Origin of the sequence: Litoribacter populi (genome assembly GCF_007483685.1) — a bacterium.
Taxonomy (GTDB): domain Bacteria; phylum Bacteroidota; class Bacteroidia; order Cytophagales; family Cyclobacteriaceae; genus Litoribacter; species Litoribacter populi.
On the sequence record NZ_VMKN01000001.1, the window covers coordinates 2,854,442 to 2,871,006 of the forward strand.

Sequence of the window (16,565 nt, forward strand, 5' to 3'; positions counted from 1 at the left end):
GGTTCTTAATCCTTCTGCTTTTACCTGGTAGCAGCGCCCTGCTTACTAGGCAAACCAAATAATATTCTGATAATTTACCAACACTTTTCTGACCTCTAACTTAGTATGACGGGAATCGTTCCTCCTTCGCAATGACGGAATGGTCGTTCCTCCTTCGCTATGACGGAAATGTTCCTCCTTAACAATGACGGGAGGGCTATCAACGATCCGGCTCATCTGATTCCTTACCTTTTTTTTGCATTAGAGCCTTGATCAGGTCTGGGACTTTATCGAACATTTTTGAGATACCTTTTTCCTGATGGGTGGAGATAAATGAAATCTCTGATCCTTTGGTCACTAAAAACCCTATCGGCTCTATGCCCATGCCAACGCCTGCACCCAAACCTTGTCCTTTTCCGTTTTTGGAGGAGTCGCCTTCGCCCCCACCGCTACCAAGCCCCATACCTACCCTCACCACCGGAACACAGGTGAATTCACCCAAAATGAATTGTTGGCCTACTACTGTTTCTGTTTTGGCTTCACGATGGAGGAATTCGGTAAGCCTTTCAATGACAACATTAAAATTCGTTTCCATAATTTTATTTTTTGATTAAGAAAATTATAAAAGTATAAAGCATTTTATCCAACCTGCCTTCAATGAGCAGGTTTAGATAATAAGTGTTGTTCAGGTTAGAGGTCAGCTGAACCGGTCCCTGGTTGATCAATGGATAAATGGCAAAAAGCTGAGAATGAAGCACCACATCGTCTAAATCTGCGGTACCAACAAGTTTTTGTATTTTAAAACTTTTCAATATCCCCTTAATGAGAAATATCCAGGTCTGGATTGACTTTTTAAAGTAAGGTTTTCTTTTTGGTTTCCTGCTAGGCTTTTTTTTTGGCTTTTTGGAATCCGGCATCATGAATCCAAAAACCTCCACTCTAAAATGAGGCTTTTGCACAGGAGAAAAAGAGAAGAGGAAAGTCCCAGACTGGGAAATTAAATAAAGGTTGTTTCGGGTGTCTATTTTAAGGTACACTGGCACAAAAATAATCCAGATCAACAACCCTACAATCAGCCCAAAAATCAGCAGCAATATCCAGCCAAAAATTTCCATTCTCTTGGAATTTAAAAATGCCTATTAGTTACTTAAAGTTCGGCTCAAAATTTCAAAAATCAAAAGAATTTAATTAATAAAAAATAATTTTTTAAACACTATGTTACTATTAATCAATCATTTAACTTTAGGTATGTTTTAGTTAAACCATACCCTATTTTTGCTATGAAAAAGCCGGTTGAGAAATTATTAGCAATGGCTGCCTTAGTCATTTTACTGTCAGGTTGTGCCTCATCAGGCATGCATATGTCCTCCTCTCTGACCAATGTGGAGCTATCCGAAGCCAATTATCGAATTGTGGCCAGGTCAGTTGCTGGTGAGGCAAGAGCAGGATATATTTTGGGAGCCTCCTTTGGTGTAGGCATGTATGCACAGGTCTTTGGAGTGGCCCGTGTCAGTGGAGACAAAGCGCTCTATAAAACCGCCATGGATAACCTTTGGAGCAATTTTGAGGCAGCACATGGAAATGTGGAAGGCAGAAACCTTGCCTTGGTAAACCTTCGGTATGATGTTGAATCGCTTAACTTGCTGGTGTATACCCAACCCATGTTGACCATTCAGGCGGATGTAATTGAATTTTTGGAATAAAAGAAAGTGATCAATTCAAGTATTAAAAAATCTAAGTGTCATGAAATCCTTTTCAAAAAAATTCTCAGCAAACCGAGCATGGATGTTCGGGGTGCTTTTGGTTGTGGTGATGGGCTATTCCCACGAGGGTTGGAGCCAAAGGAATTTGGGTTTGGAGATTCGACCAGGGGTTAATTTTCCTACCACAGATCTAAATAGTGTTACCACCCTCAATACAGGATTTGGTATTGAAGGTGTAATTTCTTATAATTTCGTGTCGCAGTTTGGAATCTATGCGGGTTGGAGTTGGAACAGGTTTCCTTCTGATGAATCTTTTGTAGGTCCAAACATAGATTTTGAAGAAACTGGGTACACTTACGGTATTCAATACTTTATTCCCTTTGGAGCCACGGAGTCTGCATTATATTTCCGAGCTGGTGGCCTTTGGAACCATATTGAAATGGAAACCAGTAGTGGAGATATTGCCAGAGATACTGGACACGGGTTTGGGTGGCAAGTAGAAGCCGGCCTTTCTCTACCCATATCTGAGCGATGGTTCATACGGCCCAATGTCAGGTACAGATCTCTTTCCCGAGATTTCCCAGCAGGCCCCACTACTTTCGAAGCCAATCTCAACTATATTTCCGTGGGTTTGGGAATAGGTTTTGGATTGTAAAGGTACTTTAGTCAAACATTCTATAGACTAAAATCAATACTGCAATTAAAAAAATTGTGGTATATATCTCCTTGTTGTATTTGGCTAACCAGTTGGGGAGATAAATGTCAAAATTTGCTTTTTGAGAATCGGAGTATTTCTCTGCTACTATAGTTAAGGGACATCTTAACTTAAATAATGCCAAAACCACCCCTTCAAAGACGATGAGTCCAATACATATCCAAACCCACTTGTCGATACTATCCACTACTACTGCGTACAACAAGTAAAATATTACCACATTGTAAAACACCCAAATAAGGGTATGTAGGCTTTTTATCAAGATTAGTTTAGTAGCTCCATTCATTTTGTCAGAATGCTGTCTTTTATACCAGCCACTTTTAAAAAACTGAAGAATGCTTATCATGTTTTGGTGACTGATGACGGATGTCGGATGACGGATGACGGATGACCGATATGGGATGGCGGATGACCGGTGTCGGATGACGGATGTTGGGTGAGGGAAGAGGGATGGTGCATAGTGAATGTAATAAATGTTAAGGCAGGTTAAGGATACTTAATGGGCTTAGCATCTTTTATAGTTTCTGGCGATCTTCACTATATATCAAATAGATTTCACGTAACTCTTTCATTATGTATCAGGTATGTTTGGCTTTTTTGCTACTTGGAAGTTTTTTACCTCAGGAAAGTTTTATTTGGAAAGGAACAGTGGTGGATGGTGCTACAGGTAAGCCTATAGCAGGCGTTCACGTTCTTACCCACAATAGACAGGGTATTTCAGATAAAGATGGTCGCTTTGAAATCGAAGTAAAGGTTGGCGATAAAATCACTTTCACCCATGTATCTTATGATACCCATATAATGGTAGTGGAAGAAGTTATGGCAGCTAAAGTGGAATTGAATTTAGCGGAGTCAGAACTTGAGGAATTTATACTACATTCCATGCCATCAGAAGAACAGTTGAAGCAACAAATTTTGAACACGCCATATATCCCTACACAATTGGAAAGCAACCTAACGAATAACCTGGGATTCGTGAAAAACATCTACCAGCTTGGGAATCACCACACCCAGAATAGTATTGATAATGCCATTCGAAATCTTCGCGGGGGCAATGGGGAAGCTACTATTTTTTCTACCAACCCATCTATGGGTATTATCGGTTTTATAAGGTCACTCAAAAGAAGCGGAGCCATCCCAATGGATAAATCGAGCAACTATGGTTATCCATTTGACATCAAAAGGCTTAGAAAATCTGCTAATGATACTACTTTGAGGTACAGTGATTACTTTGATAATTGAAAAAAATCAACCTTAAAACTTAGAAAAGGTCAACCGCAAAGTGAACAAAATGGGTTACTAAGTAGCACGAAGGCCAAAAGAAGTCGCACCAAGGGATAGAATTAAAAATTAGGAATTAGGATCCGCAAGTCAGAGACTTAGTATAACGGGTTCCCGTGTCTGATCAGGGGAATGGGGTTCGATGTTGGATGAAATTGGCCTGTTATTATTTTTATTTAGAAAACACTTACCTGTGGTGGGTTAAAGGTTTAAGGAGAAAAAGATGTAACTTAACACTGCTTTTTTAAAAACAAGCCATATGGAAAAGCATGTGATTCCATCGGAGGAACCTCCTGATCAACCGAGCATCTGGGTTCAGCTCAAGCACGCTATAAAAGGTACTGATGAGGATTATACCCGTATAGGCCTGAAGAAGGCTATTTTCCTTTTGGCGGTCCCCATGATTCTCGAACTGGTAATGGAATCTACTTTTGCGGTGGTAGACATCTATTTTGTAGGCAAGCTAGGTTCATCTGCGGTGGCCACTGTCGGACTTACAGAAACCTATCTTTTCCTCTTATATTCAATAGGCATGGGCCTTGCTATGGCAGTGACCGCTATCATCGCCAGGAGGACTGGAGAGAAAGAAAAGGACGAGGCTTCCGTGTCGGCCGTGCAAGCAATCATACTTGCCATTCTTGTTTCCGTTCCTTTTGCCCTTTTGGGGATTTTTTATTCCAAAGAAATGCTCATCTTGATGGGTGCTGATGCTTGGGCTGCAGACCATGGCTACCGGTATACTCAATGGATGCTTGGTGGCAACGCTGTAATCATGTTGCTTTTCGTAATCAATTCCATTTACCGTGGTGCTGGTGATGCGGCTATAGCTATGCGGATCTTATGGATAGCCAACGGCATCAATATCCTCCTGGATCCCCTGCTGATTTTCGGATGGGGATCTGTGCCTGCATTAGGAATTGAAGGAGCTGCTATAGCCACCACTATTGGACGGGGAGTTGGAGTACTGGTTCAGTTCTGGTTATTGTTTAAGGGTGGAAAACACATCAAAGTCCTGAGAAGACATATTTACTGGCATGGGAAAATGATGCTTAACATTGTGAGGACTTCACTTGGGGGAATTGGGCAGATGGTGATTTCCATGAGTTCTTGGATTTTCATCATGCGGATTCTGGCCGATTTTGGAAGTGAATCTGTAGCTGGGGCCACTATTGCAGTAAGGATTTTATTGTTTACGATGATGCCTGCTTGGGGGCTTTCAAATGCCGCTGCCACTTTGGTGGGGCAGAATTTAGGTGCTGGTCAGCCGGCTAGAGCTGAGTCGGCGGTATGGAAAACAGGTACCTACAACATGATATTCCTACTGTGCGTCTCCGTCATATATTTCATTTATGCCAATTCTTTGATGGGCCTATTCACTTCGGAGACAAAGGTCATACAGGTGGGGTCCTCTTGGCTTCGAATACTTTCTTATTCATTCTTTGTTTACGGTTGGTGGATGGTTTCGGCACAGGCTTTCAATGGCGCGGGAGATACCGTGACACCTACCAAGATCAACTTTGTGTTTTTCTGGCTGATCCAGATACCTCTAGCTTATGGGTTGGCCATCTGGCTGGACTGGGGCCATGTGGGCGTGTTTTGGGCTATCTTTTACTCTGAAACTTCGGTAGGGTTGTTTACTTTGTGGTTGTTTTCGAAAGGAAGTTGGAAGAGAGTGAAGGTTTGAAGGGGGAGTCAGAGAAAAAAGGATCACCGCAAAGAAAAAAGAAGAAACGCAAAGGGAAGAAAGGAAATTCTTGAGGCATTTATTTAGGTTCAGGACTATATTAGGTATTGAGGACGCAGAGGGAACGATATGGGAGCTTCGCTCCTAGCTATTTTGTGACCTTGAAAAGCCAAGATGGTGATAAAATTTCACTTCCTCGAGTCGGAGACTCGATACTCAGGGATGCGCAAGTCGGAGACTTGGCATAACCTGATGCGTAAGTGGAAGACAAATGATTAAACCAGCTATTTACTCTCAATTGGACTGTGAAACATCCATTGGATGCCGAATTTGTCGGTGCAGCTGCCGTAGTGCTCGCCCCAGAACATGTCCTGGAGTTCCATGGAGATCTCCCCTCCGGCTGACAGGGCATTGAAATACTTCTGGGCCTCTTCCTTGCTGTCGACATGAAGGCTGATATGTACATTGTTGCCACTATTGACCTTAAAACCCATGGACTCTGGAGCGTCAGTACCCATCAGTAGGTGCCCGCCCACTATGGGCAGCGTGATGTTCATGATCAGGTTTTTGTCCTCCTCAGCCAAAGGTGGTGCATCTTCTGAGGGTGGCATGTAGCCAAACCGGTAGATGCCCTCAATAAAATCAGTTCCGAAAACATCCCTGTAAAAATTAAAAGCCTGTTCGGTCTCCCGTGCAAAATTCAGGTATGTGCTTACTGCTGCCATGATCTTTTATTTATTGGTTTCACAAATTGATTTTAAAAGCTCCAAAGCTTTAGGCCAGGTTTCAGCAAAATATTCCCGGTGTTCCAAATTGGTATCGGCTGAAACTTGCAACTTTGTTCCACCCGCTATTTCCTCAAACCTATACTCCTCCAAGGCTCCCTTCCAGCCCATGACCTCGGGTCCGTCGGTGATTTCCTTGCCTTTATCCAATAAGCCCATATGTTTTACGCTTGCTATTTTATTAGGGACTGCTTTTTCTACCCTCGCTACCATTCCGCTTTCACATCCATCTTGACTTGGTCCGATGAAATAAATCTTTTCTCCTTCTTCCCACTTTCCTCTGTAAAAGGATCCGGGAAAAAAGGCAGTGGTCCATTCTCGATACGTGTCGGGGGAAAGCATCGTATCATATACCCTTTCGACGGGGGCATTGATGTCCATTTCAAATTCCATCCGTACCATTTTACTTAGTTGTTCCGTGTATGATTTGAAATTTTCCAAAATAGCTTGCCAACCGTTTTTTTGGAGTTCAAGAGAGTGGGTTTGCTCAGCCTCAAAGTCCTCCTGAACCAAGACATAATCATCTTTTTGTTGGAAGCTAACAATAACTTTTCTGCCATCATCCAAGGTGAACGCAATTCGTTCGTTTTCTATAACCTCATCGAATGTCCCCTTGAAATCAAAGCCATCACTTTCATCCTTGGCGGCCATACGGTAATTAAACTTCCCTCCGGGTGTTAGATCCAGTACCGCATTAGGGCAATGCCAAGTATCGGAGGCATAATTCCAGTTGACAATATGCTGTGGGGAGGTCCAAGATCTCCAAACCTGGCTCAAGGGAGCGTTTACCTCTACCGATATGCTTATCAATGCTAGTTTTTCCATGGTTAAGTGTTTTAAAAAGGTTGTTTCTATAAATTAGAATTGCGGTCTGAGGTCTTCAAACCAATCTTTCAAGTTTGCCTTTTCTCTTGATTAAATTCTTATAATCCCATTGGATGTTAGGTGCTTTTTCCAACCACCTGCGTAGCTCTTCAACCTGAATATCTTGGTGAGAAACATAGCGTTTTTCAGCTGCCTTAAATTTACCTTCCTTTTGGAGTGACGGCTCATCAAAGGACTGTCCGCTCCAAAAAAGCAATCTAATACATCCTTTAAGTTTGGAGTACCCTACCACTGGGTTCCCGTTTAGAAACCACACCGGGTGGGCATGCCAAATCTTATTTTCTGCCTGAGGAATCGCTTTATCAATTTCCACTGCAAGCGTATCTGCAATGGCTTTGTCTTCCTCTTCAAGGGCATTATTAAAAATTTGAACCTCAGGATTCATAGTATTGCATCTTGTTGAAAAGCGATCAATACAAATTTACTTTATTGTAGATAAAAAGTTGGTACGGTAAAACGACATAATTGAGGCCAATTCCGACAATTTGAACCTATGCTTTTTTGTTCAAATTAAGAATTAAGGATGGCCAATTGGGAATCATCCTTGCCAATATAACTTTGCTCCATAAGTCCATATTTGTTGCGGTAATCAATGGGGGAAAGCCCAGCATATTTCCGAAACACATCCCGGAAGGTTTTCGCATCAGAATAGCCCACATCATACATGACTTCATTAATTGTCTTGCGGGATTTTTCAAGTTCCCTTTTAGCTTGCTCTACCCTGGTACGTTGTAGGTACTCTATCATAGTATTGCCGGTGGCTTGTTTAAACCTTCGCTCCATCGTCCTTCTTCCGATGTTGAATTTCGTGCTGAGATTCTCTATATTTATTTTATCACGAAAGTTGCTCTCCACATAAGTTTGAATGCTTATAATGGATTCGTCATGGTGGTCTTTTTGCCCCGAAAAAATAATGAACTCTGATTGGGAAGTCCTACCCATATCTATTTGAAAGATTTTTGAGCAGTAAATTGCCGCTTCCCTATTAATAAATTTTTCGATGGCATATAATATTAGGTTGGCAGAGGAGAAAGCTCCTCCCCCTGTATAGATTCCATTGTCATCAGTCAAAAGTTTGTCCGGCATGAGTTTAACCTGTGGAAAAAGTTTTTGAAACTGTGCCGCTGCTTTCCAATGGGTCACACATTTCCTTCCATTAAGCAGACCGGTACCGCCAAGGATAAAGGCGCCTAAGCACAGAGACATAACTTCGGCCCCCTCATCAAATCTCTGCCTGATCCAGGGAAAAAATTCCTTGTTTGCCGATAATGATTCCGGGATGTCATCTTGAACGGGGGGAATAATAATTAGGTCTGTTTTTTTGACTTGATCAATAGTCCTGTCGGCTTTGATGCGATAAAGTCCCTTTTGAAGTTCAATTTCAGGTTCTATCCCCACAAGCTGGATCTTAAAACCGTCCGGCTGACCATTCATGCTGAGATAAGTATTGGCTTCCATCAAACCGTTACGGGCATTTTCCATACTGCCCAAGTTTACGTGATGTAAAAGTAGAATAGATACGGTTTTCATATCAAAGGTGATTATGTCCTCAAATTATTGGCAGCTAACCGATTGGCTCCCCATGAATAAAGTTACATTTTTAAATTGAGGAAGAAAATAGATGGTAGAATTGGAGACGTAAGGAATGAAAAGGTGAGAAACTTGGCAAAATTGGCATTTAAAAGAAAAGCCCCCATCTGGAGGCTTTGGATTAGATAAGTAGGTTTTACTTTGGTCGATTTTGAAAACCTTTTCGTTTATAGAAATTTTCAGTATCCTTACTTTCCGTTGATGAACCTTCGGATGTCTCTGCCGGCAAGTAGGTTTCGTATACCTGCACTTCATATTGGCGATCTATATTTTTCCCTTTGGTATAGCGCTTGGTTTTCACGAAGGTATCATACCCCACTTCATGGGAAAGCACCTTCTTGTTATCTTCATCAATTGCTACAATACCAATGGGGATAATCAGATGCCTCTCCCCGTCTTTGTTGATAAAGCCATGAGCACCTTCTTGGTTGGAAATCTCATCGCCTTTAAAGCCTTCATCTATGAGGGCTTGATCCACTTCCACATCCAGGTACACGACCTTTTCTGCTTCTTTATTTACCAAGAGCCCCTCCACCTTGCCGATGGTTCGCTTTTGTGGATCAATAACCTCCCAACCTCTTACATCGCTGTAATCTGAGGCTACTTTATAATCTGATAAATCATCCAAATAAAATAAATTCTTTTTGTCGTCTGCCATAATTTCCAAAGTCTAGCTATTAATTGTTCATTTGTTCAAGAAGATCTGCTGCTTCATCAAAATAAGACTTCACCGCATCTCGCTGATCCAGGGTTAATTCCGCAGGATCTATCTCACTGGCGGCCTGTTTTACAGATTGGGCCTGGTTGGATAGATTAGGAAACTCCGCCTGTTGTAGGTTTTGCAGGGCATCGGCTAATTTATCGGCAGCCATCCTGATACGATTGGCATGGGTAGTTTCAAATGGGTCCTCCGTGATATGCTGAGCATGCTCCCGGGCCATATCCAAATCTCTATCGATGTCGTGATCCACCTCATCGGCCATAGCTTCCGTAGCATCTACCAGTCTCTTAAATGCCTCATTGGTAAATTCGTGGTCCAAACCCATCTGAGCATCCCGCTCCCTTACATAGCTGACATAGGAGACTACTGTCTGATTTTCGATTGCTTCTCCATCTCTGCGGTCATTGTCGCCACCTGTCATTTCGGTTACCACAGGTGCATCCCCCGGATCTTCCCTTGCCCCGTTGGCATCATGAAAAAACAGGAAATAAATGATTACTCCCAGGACCAAAAGTGCGATTAATATCCAGGGCCACATGGGACTTTTTTTCTCAACTCTAATTTCTGCCATGATCAAATGCTTTTTGGTTAGAAATATACTCGTTGTACGAAGTGTAAGAAGAATTTAACCTTCTTACCCATGATAAGTAAATTAAACAAACCCTCTGCCATTAACCCATAAAACACTCTAGTTGAGTTAGATATCGACAAACTGGAAAGATAAGTGGCAAAAACCCCATAATTTAGAGTGTCTAAAATGGGTCTAATAAACCTTTTCTCGGAAAAATATGCACGAGATGGGGCCAAATGGTATCAATTAGTACCATCAGTATGGGCGCTTTTTTCAAACTTAGCTAATCAAGTCAGAGACTCCAAAACTCAGTGACGCGCAAGTCGGAGACTTGGCATCACCGGATTTAGTCCCAAAAAAAGTTATTAAGGCATCAAAATTTATCCCCAGTTCCTTATCAGATTACTTATCCCGGTAATGATCATGTCAATTCCGATAGCGCCAAGGAAAAACCCGTTGACTCTTAGTAGAAGCTCCATGTTTTTGTCAAAAGCCTTTTGAAATCTTTTGGAAGGGATCTTATTCCGGATTTGCTTTAAACCCATTACCATGAGGAAGTTTACCAAAACGGCAATGAATAAAATGATGGCTCCCATCCATAATTCCTCATCCACGGAAAGTAAAACGGTAAGGGAAATGGTGCCGGCACCCACCATAAATGGCAGTGCTATCTCTGAGGCTAAATCATGCAGGTCTCCCTTAATCTGGATAAAGGCCTTTTTGCCTTGAACGATAAACATATAGGCAAAGGAAAAAAGCACCACTCCACCAAAAATCCTGAAGGATTCAAAGTTAATACGGAAGACCTTCTGAAAAACCACATCCCCAAACACCAAAAACACCAGAAAGATTATGAAAGAAATCAGGGTAGCTTTCCAAAAAACTGTCCGGAAATCTCGATCAGAAAGATCACTCATCACCGGTTTTAAGTATAAGAAAAGGGCAAAAGGGTTCAGCATCACCAAGAAACTAAGAATCGCTGTAATCATGAAAATTAGGGTGTAAGTTTGAGTTAGAAATTTGGTTGACCAGTAGGAGGACTGATTTGGCCCGCAAGTTACGAATAAATCCCTTCTTGGGAGTAATTAATCAGTTGGCCATTGAAGCCTGTGGTCAAAATATGGTAATTTCGAGCCTTGCAAAAATAGTGCACCTCTGAAACCAATAAATCCATGGTCAAGCCTCCCGAGCGACAGCATTTCCCCCTACCTGATGACCACAGCCTTTTACAGGATGAAATCACAGCTATAGAAGTTGAATTGAACAGAATTCAAAAGGATGTTCAAGAGTTTACCAGGTTGATCCACATACGTCTTGACCCTGAAATTACGAGGATCAATGAGCTGAAGGAGATTTATAAGGACTTAAAAAGGCAGAAAAAAGCAAAACGCCTTGAGCAAAAGAAAAGAGGTAAAAACTATCAGGAACCAACAGGATTGACCATTGCGGACTCCACTCCTACTGATATCAAACGAGAAGTAAACCCTCAACTCAGAAAGATCTACAAGGAGGCCATGGTGCAATTCCACCCGGACAAAATAAGCCATACCGGGGAAGATCAGGCCATTGCGCGGGCCACTGCCATCACTAAGGAATTGAACCGAATATACCAAAACGGTGACTTAGATGAATTGGTGGACTTCTATCAGGCCATCTTAAATGGTCAGCCAGTTTTGGAAGCCGAGATTAAATCCAAAATGCCGATTCAGGATAGGGAATATCTCATCAAAAGAAAATGGTCCTTGGAGGAACAGTTGGCAGGGTTAAAAGAAAGTTATTTATATCAGGTGCTGGTTACATATGAAAACCCGATGTTATTTATTGAGGAATTGCAGGCTCAGTTTAGGGTAAGGATTCAAGTGATGGAAAAACGGACGCGTAAAGCGGGGAGGAAATGAAAAGGGTCACGAAGTCGAGGAAGTTAAAAAAAAAGTAGCACCAAGTAAAAATTAGAGTCACAAAGGGGGAATTTAGTTTAAAGGATAAAAGGATTAAAGGTTTAATTTTGGAATTGCGACTTCGCCTGTCCGATGTGGTGGATGATCCATTTATTTCTTCTTGAGTTAGAGATTCAATATCATGGATGCACAAGTCGGAGACTTGGTATAACCGCCCAAAACTTTGTCAAAACCAATGTTAACCCATTAAAATTGAGTAAATTAGCAATACCAAAACAAATGGTTTATGGGAGTAGGGAAATGACTTGTTTCTAGATTTTGGGTCTATCAAAAGCTGCTTGCTATGGATAGGGAAAATGAAAAGAAGTGTTACAGAATTAAAAGAAGGCAGTTTTTGAAGATATCCACTGCCGTTCCCTTTATAGGTGGGCAGTTCCTAATGGATTACATTCCTGACGACCATTTGGGTTTTCAGAGCAACAGCTCTTTCACCAAAACGACCTCAGCCATGTCCTCTTCCAAAGCCTACTCCGATTTATTGCAACATCCATTTATGAACGCCCTTTTTGGCAGACGGGCCCGCAGGTTTGGGTTGGGCATGGAAATCCCATCAGGCCCAATGGCTTACCGCTCTGATAAAGAGCCAATCCCCCTATCAGAAACCGAACAAATGCTGCTATTAGCTGCAGGAACGGGAGTTTCCGGCTGGCATTTCGGGATTCCGTATGGTCCCCAAACACCTGATTCCCATGCAGAGTTTTGCCTAAGGTTAACCGGGCGAACAGGGCCTACCGCAGCTGGGTTGGGCATTCCGGCGATGTTTTATACTGATGATAAAGGCTGTTATTGCACCAGAACAAGAGATGTAGAACCTCAGGCCATGCAGGAGTTGAAAGGTGAGGAAAATGACCTGGACCGTATTATTTCTGTGTGTCGTGAAAATACTATCCGTATAAAAGAAGGTCGGCTGGACTTACCCTCCTCCCCTCCCCATATCCTTCCCCCAAACCTGTGGTGGGCCAATAAGCCTGGATCGACGATATTTATGCCGGTGGCCGACGCTGCTGAAGAGTGCCTTGGCATCTTGGCTTTAATGATCCGACATGGGGTCATGGTGGTAGATCATGAGACTGGCAAGCCTGCCGGCAACCTACAGTCTTTTATAAATTCGGGGCTGTTGGATGTAGAAAAAAAGTTTCCCCTATCCGAATTACAGACTATCGTATCTGAAGGTGTTAGTATGGCTTTAGCTTGCAAAGGCCATAACATGGTACTTATGCTGCAGGCTATGGGTCTTGGAGGGCTCTTTTTTGCCGGAATAGATGATATGAGCGTAATGGGAGCCCATGCTAGTAAAGGCACTGAAGGATTGGGGTTCAGGTTTACTGAAAATGACAATTGGGTCACCCCCAACCCCTTGGGATTGGAAGGTGTCTACGAGGCTCATTGCCCACCATTTTACAAGGATATGCATGCGGCGGTGGTTTCATTTACGGAAAAGAAGTTTGGTTCGAAGGGGACCTATACATCCAAAGCTCAAGGACCTTGGCGCGAAAGTATGGACATTAAAAAGTCTGTGGAGTCCTATAGTGAAGAATTTATTGATTGTATGACTGAGATTGCCCAGTACATTTATGATAAGTATGGAAAATTTCCTGGAATCCGAAGCACTGTGATGATGCCTTGTTTTGTACAGGCGCATCATTTGGATACCGACTTTTATGATAAATACTATAAGGATGGTGCATACTTGCAAACCCATGCTGATCATATGGCTAAATGGCATGGGGAGTGAAAATGAGGGATGTAAAGGAAAAAGGGCACAAAGTCGAGGAAGTTCAAAGGAAGTCGCACCAAGTAAATATAGGGTCACGAAGGGCACAAAGGGTGAATTTAGTTTAAAGGTTTAAAAGATTAAAGGCTTAAGAGAGACGATTTAATTGGGGGTTTGTGCGACTTGGTGGCTTTTTACTTTTTTCTTGAATCAGGGACTTGGCTTAAACTTGTAGAGGCAAAGCCTCAATTTTTAGGGTTCCAAGGCACAGCCTTGGAACAACGTCGATTCCGCACTTTTCCATAACCGGCAGGAAATTTATTTGAGGAATTGTTAACTTTTGGGAGTTAAAAAATCTCTTACATGAAAAAACTGATACTTTTAAGCTTGGCCATTTTTGCCATTAACCATCTTTCTTTATCCCAAAAGGACCTTTCAGGGTTAATCCCACTCCAAACTGATGAGGACAAGGGGAAGATCCACTTGGTAATCTCGGACTTGAATAAAGAATTCCTATACGTTAACTCCCTCCCTGCCGGGATCGGATCCAACGACCTGGGCATGGACAGGGGGCAGTTGGGGAACACACGAGTGGTGGAGTTTCGAAAGGCTGGTAACAAGATTATGCTGGTTCACAAGAATCTTAACTTCCGCGCGGAAAGTGACAATGTGGATGAAAGAAAATCTGTAGAGGATGCCTTTGCGGAATCGGTGCTCTGGGGATTTGAAATCAAAGAAAATTCTGACGGGAAATACACCGTGGATGCCACTTCTTTTTTCCTGCAGGATGCCCATCAGATTGCCGAAAAACTTGGCAACCAAAACCAAGGCACCTATAAACTTGAGGCTTCAAGGAGTGCCCTAAACTTTGCCAATACCAAAAACTTTCCGAAAAACACGGAAGTGGAAACCTTTATAACAGTTACAGGTACGCCAAAGGGTAGGCATATTCGTTCAGTGACTCCTTCTCCTGAAGCGGTTACTGTGAGACAAAGACATTCTTTCATTGAACTGCCGGATAATGGTTATAAACCAAGGAAATTTGATCCGAGAGCAGGTTACTTCAGCATCAGTTACATGGATTTTGCCACACCAATCCATGAACCTATAGAAAAGCGTTTTATAGCCAGACACCGCCTAGAGAAGAAAAATCCTGAGCAGGAAGTTTCCGAACCGGTAGAACCTATCATTTACTATTTGGACAGAGGCACACCAGAACCGGTGAGAAGCGCTTTGATTGAAGGGGGAGACTGGTGGAAGGATGCATTTGAAGCGGCTGGGTTCAAAGATGCATTTCGGGTGGAACTCCTCCCAGAGGATGCCGACCCGATGGATGTGCGATACAACATGATACAGTGGGTTCACCGCTCCACGCGGGGCTGGTCCTACGGTGCGTCTGTTCGGGACCCGAGGACAGGTGAAATCCTTAAAGGGCACGTAACTTTGGGTAGTTTGCGTGTGCGACAGGATTACCTGATCGCTCAGGGGTTAGTGCAGCCTTTTGGTGAAGGTGCTGAATATGACAGCGCCATGATAAAAATGTCCCTAGACAGGTTGCGACAGCTTTCTGCCCATGAAATAGGACATACCCTGGGGCTTTCTCACAATTATGCAGCTTCCCCAAATATGAGTTCGGTCATGGACTACCCCTACCCTCAAATCCAGATGGATGAAGATGGCAATATCGATCTAGGCAATGCCTATGACCAAGCTATTGGCAATTGGGACAAAGTGGCCATTACTTATGGTTATGCACAGTTTGCTGAAGATGAAGATGAGGAAAAAGCTTTGAATCAAATACTTTCTGACGCGGTGGAAGAGGGATTGGAATTTATCTCTGACGTGGACGCCAGACACCCAGGAGGTAGCCATCCGAGAGCCCACCTGTGGGACAATGAAGGTAACGCAGCGACGGAACTAGAAAGACTTTTGGCTATACGAGAAAGAAAACTGAAGGAATTCGGCATGAATGCCCTGCAAGATGGCCGTCCTGTGGCGACCTTGGAGGAGGTTTTGGTGCCTTTGTACCTGATGCACCGCTACCAGGTGGAAGCCACTTCCAAACTGCTTGGAGGGGTGGATTATAGCTACCAGGTCAAAGGGGACAACCAGTCTTCACAAAAACATGTGGATGGAGAGCTCCAACGCGAGGCTTTACAGGCTATTATGACGACACTTTCACCGGAGCATTTGGTTTTGCCGGAGTCGGTTGTGGAATTGATACCGCCTAGACCTATGGGTTATGGCAGAAGCAAGGAGACCTTTTCGTCTAGAAATGCCCTGAATTTTGACCCTATCGCCCCGGCAGAGAATGTATCGAAAATGACTCTTGGTCTTGTCTTTCACCCTGCCCGTGCTAACAGGCTTCACCAACAACAACTGAAGGACAAAACGCTTCCTTCTTTTGAGGAGGTGGTTGATAAGTTTACCGAGCAGTTTTTCGTGACCGGTCTATCCGATTGGCAGGAGGAGATCAACATGGTCAATTCGAGGACTTTTGTTGAGCAGCTGATCTCCCTGGCCAAAAATGCGGAGGCCTCCCCTACTGTGCGGGCTATCACCCGGAAAAAGTTGGAGGATTTGTATCAGGGTGATTATAAGTCTAGGCAGATTTCTAAAAGAAAGTCAAGCGGAAAGTCTTATGCGTTGACTGCTCATGATAATTATTTGGCGAGCAAGATCCACCACTTTCTTACCCAGCCAGAGGAATTGGATCCGGTGAAGGCTCTGGATATCCCTGAGGGAGCGCCGATTGGGCAGGAGGAGATGTATTGTGAGTTTTAGGGAAAAGGTTTGGCCGAAAAGAAAATGGTCACTAAGTCGAATAAGTTAAAAGAAGAAGTCGCACAAAGTAAAATGGGGTCACCAAGAGCACGATGGAAAAAAAGGGCACAAAGAAATTGAAAATGAGGAATTAGGGATGAGGGGGTCGTCTTATTTCCGCAGGGTAAATAATTAATTATGCCCTCCGGAATGTTA

General features: G+C 43.0%; 17 protein-coding genes. 7 read left to right on the top strand and 10 right to left on the bottom strand.

The window, feature by feature from the left end:
• Positions 1 to 199 precede the first annotated feature (199 nt).
• Entirely contained in the window at positions 200 to 574 is a 375-nt protein-coding gene (locus tag FPL27_RS12285; protein WP_143961370.1) for a GerW family sporulation protein, read from the bottom strand.
• 4 nt (positions 575 to 578) lie between these two features.
• The gene (locus FPL27_RS12290) at positions 579 to 1,094 is read right to left on the bottom strand and encodes a hypothetical protein (protein WP_143961371.1); all 516 of its coding nucleotides are present in this window, start codon (positions 1,092 to 1,094) and stop codon (positions 579 to 581) included.
• A 165-nt stretch (positions 1,095 to 1,259) separates the two neighbouring features.
• On the opposite strand from FPL27_RS12290, the gene FPL27_RS12295 reads away from it, so the two are divergent.
• Positions 1,260 to 1,682: a DUF6567 family protein gene (locus tag FPL27_RS12295; RefSeq protein WP_143961372.1), complete on the top strand. Its 423-nt coding sequence runs from the start codon at positions 1,260 to 1,262 to the stop codon at positions 1,680 to 1,682.
• 40 nt (positions 1,683 to 1,722) lie between these two features.
• Positions 1,723 to 2,337, top strand: coding sequence for an outer membrane beta-barrel protein (locus tag FPL27_RS12300; RefSeq protein WP_143961373.1), 615 nt, complete (start codon positions 1,723 to 1,725; stop codon positions 2,335 to 2,337).
• A gap of 7 nt (positions 2,338 to 2,344) precedes the next feature.
• Here FPL27_RS12300 and FPL27_RS12305 read toward each other — a convergent pair whose 3' ends face one another.
• Positions 2,345 to 2,743: a hypothetical protein gene (locus tag FPL27_RS12305; protein ID WP_235893429.1), complete on the bottom strand. Its 399-nt coding sequence runs from the start codon at positions 2,741 to 2,743 to the stop codon at positions 2,345 to 2,347.
• Between the two features lie 227 nt (positions 2,744 to 2,970).
• Between FPL27_RS12305 and FPL27_RS12310 the strand changes: the two genes are divergently transcribed.
• Together FPL27_RS12310 and FPL27_RS12315 are read left to right on the top strand one after the other, a co-directional pair.
• Positions 2,971 to 3,639 carry a carboxypeptidase-like regulatory domain-containing protein gene (locus FPL27_RS12310; protein WP_143961374.1) on the top strand — a complete coding sequence of 223 codons (669 nt, stop codon included), beginning with the start codon at positions 2,971 to 2,973 and terminating at the stop codon, positions 3,637 to 3,639.
• Between the two features lie 298 nt (positions 3,640 to 3,937).
• Positions 3,938 to 5,362 carry an MATE family efflux transporter gene (locus tag FPL27_RS12315; RefSeq protein ID WP_143961375.1) on the top strand — a complete coding sequence of 475 codons (1,425 nt, stop codon included), beginning with the start codon at positions 3,938 to 3,940 and terminating at the stop codon, positions 5,360 to 5,362.
• A gap of 284 nt (positions 5,363 to 5,646) precedes the next feature.
• On the opposite strand, the gene FPL27_RS12320 is transcribed toward FPL27_RS12315, so the two are convergent.
• From FPL27_RS12320 to FPL27_RS12350, 7 genes are all read right to left on the bottom strand, one after another.
• Positions 5,647 to 6,087 (bottom strand): VOC family protein, encoded by a 441-nt coding sequence (locus tag FPL27_RS12320; protein WP_143961376.1) that lies wholly within the window; start codon positions 6,085 to 6,087, stop codon positions 5,647 to 5,649.
• A 6-nt stretch (positions 6,088 to 6,093) separates the two neighbouring features.
• Positions 6,094 to 6,972, bottom strand: coding sequence for an SRPBCC family protein (locus FPL27_RS12325; protein WP_143961377.1), 879 nt, complete (start codon positions 6,970 to 6,972; stop codon positions 6,094 to 6,096).
• Between the two features lie 55 nt (positions 6,973 to 7,027).
• On the bottom strand, positions 7,028 to 7,417 hold the full coding sequence (locus tag FPL27_RS12330; RefSeq protein WP_143961378.1) for a DUF1801 domain-containing protein: 390 nt from the start codon (positions 7,415 to 7,417) through the stop codon (positions 7,028 to 7,030).
• A 125-nt stretch (positions 7,418 to 7,542) separates the two neighbouring features.
• Positions 7,543 to 8,562 carry a GlxA family transcriptional regulator gene (locus tag FPL27_RS12335; protein ID WP_143961379.1) on the bottom strand — a complete coding sequence of 340 codons (1,020 nt, stop codon included), beginning with the start codon at positions 8,560 to 8,562 and terminating at the stop codon, positions 7,543 to 7,545.
• Positions 8,563 to 8,758: 196 nt separating this feature from the next.
• Entirely contained in the window at positions 8,759 to 9,280 is a 522-nt protein-coding gene (locus tag FPL27_RS12340; protein ID WP_143961380.1) for a PRC-barrel domain-containing protein, read from the bottom strand.
• 19 nt (positions 9,281 to 9,299) lie between these two features.
• Positions 9,300 to 9,914: a hypothetical protein gene (locus tag FPL27_RS12345; RefSeq protein WP_143961381.1), complete on the bottom strand. Its 615-nt coding sequence runs from the start codon at positions 9,912 to 9,914 to the stop codon at positions 9,300 to 9,302.
• A gap of 380 nt (positions 9,915 to 10,294) precedes the next feature.
• Positions 10,295 to 10,903 carry a MarC family protein gene (locus FPL27_RS12350; protein WP_143961382.1) on the bottom strand — a complete coding sequence of 203 codons (609 nt, stop codon included), beginning with the start codon at positions 10,901 to 10,903 and terminating at the stop codon, positions 10,295 to 10,297.
• 183 nt (positions 10,904 to 11,086) lie between these two features.
• Here FPL27_RS12350 and FPL27_RS12355 point away from each other — a divergent pair, with 183 nt between their 5' ends.
• From FPL27_RS12355 to FPL27_RS12365, 3 genes are all read left to right on the top strand, one after another.
• Positions 11,087 to 11,812, top strand: coding sequence for a hypothetical protein (locus tag FPL27_RS12355; RefSeq protein ID WP_143961383.1), 726 nt, complete (start codon positions 11,087 to 11,089; stop codon positions 11,810 to 11,812).
• 343 nt (positions 11,813 to 12,155) lie between these two features.
• On the top strand, positions 12,156 to 13,607 hold the full coding sequence (locus FPL27_RS12360) for a hypothetical protein (RefSeq protein WP_143961384.1): 1,452 nt from the start codon (positions 12,156 to 12,158) through the stop codon (positions 13,605 to 13,607).
• 342 nt (positions 13,608 to 13,949) lie between these two features.
• Positions 13,950 to 16,370 carry a zinc-dependent metalloprotease gene (locus FPL27_RS12365; protein WP_143961385.1) on the top strand — a complete coding sequence of 807 codons (2,421 nt, stop codon included), beginning with the start codon at positions 13,950 to 13,952 and terminating at the stop codon, positions 16,368 to 16,370.
• Positions 16,371 to 16,565 lie beyond the last annotated feature (195 nt).

Excerpts from the sequence above, each read along its gene's own strand:
- FPL27_RS12285 (WP_143961370.1), bottom strand. The coding sequence starts at position 574 with ATGGAAACGAATTTTAATGTTGTCATTGAAAGGCTTACCGAATTCCTC.
- FPL27_RS12290 (WP_143961371.1), bottom strand. The coding sequence starts at position 1,094 with ATGGAAATTTTTGGCTGGATATTGCTGCTGATTTTTGGGCTGATTGTA.
- FPL27_RS12295 (WP_143961372.1), top strand. The coding sequence starts at position 1,260 with ATGAAAAAGCCGGTTGAGAAATTATTAGCAATGGCTGCCTTAGTCATT.
- FPL27_RS12300 (WP_143961373.1), top strand. The coding sequence starts at position 1,723 with ATGAAATCCTTTTCAAAAAAATTCTCAGCAAACCGAGCATGGATGTTC.
- FPL27_RS12305 (WP_235893429.1), bottom strand. The coding sequence starts at position 2,743 with ATGATAAGCATTCTTCAGTTTTTTAAAAGTGGCTGGTATAAAAGACAG.
- FPL27_RS12310 (WP_143961374.1), top strand. The coding sequence starts at position 2,971 with ATGTATCAGGTATGTTTGGCTTTTTTGCTACTTGGAAGTTTTTTACCT.
- FPL27_RS12315 (WP_143961375.1), top strand. The coding sequence starts at position 3,938 with ATGGAAAAGCATGTGATTCCATCGGAGGAACCTCCTGATCAACCGAGC.
- FPL27_RS12320 (WP_143961376.1), bottom strand. The coding sequence starts at position 6,087 with ATGGCAGCAGTAAGCACATACCTGAATTTTGCACGGGAGACCGAACAG.
- FPL27_RS12325 (WP_143961377.1), bottom strand. The coding sequence starts at position 6,972 with ATGGAAAAACTAGCATTGATAAGCATATCGGTAGAGGTAAACGCTCCC.
- FPL27_RS12330 (WP_143961378.1), bottom strand. The coding sequence starts at position 7,417 with ATGAATCCTGAGGTTCAAATTTTTAATAATGCCCTTGAAGAGGAAGAC.
- FPL27_RS12335 (WP_143961379.1), bottom strand. The coding sequence starts at position 8,562 with ATGAAAACCGTATCTATTCTACTTTTACATCACGTAAACTTGGGCAGT.
- FPL27_RS12340 (WP_143961380.1), bottom strand. The coding sequence starts at position 9,280 with ATGGCAGACGACAAAAAGAATTTATTTTATTTGGATGATTTATCAGAT.
- FPL27_RS12345 (WP_143961381.1), bottom strand. The coding sequence starts at position 9,914 with ATGGCAGAAATTAGAGTTGAGAAAAAAAGTCCCATGTGGCCCTGGATA.
- FPL27_RS12350 (WP_143961382.1), bottom strand. The coding sequence starts at position 10,903 with ATGATTACAGCGATTCTTAGTTTCTTGGTGATGCTGAACCCTTTTGCC.
- FPL27_RS12355 (WP_143961383.1), top strand. The coding sequence starts at position 11,087 with ATGGTCAAGCCTCCCGAGCGACAGCATTTCCCCCTACCTGATGACCAC.
- FPL27_RS12360 (WP_143961384.1), top strand. The coding sequence starts at position 12,156 with ATGGATAGGGAAAATGAAAAGAAGTGTTACAGAATTAAAAGAAGGCAG.
- FPL27_RS12365 (WP_143961385.1), top strand. The coding sequence starts at position 13,950 with ATGAAAAAACTGATACTTTTAAGCTTGGCCATTTTTGCCATTAACCAT.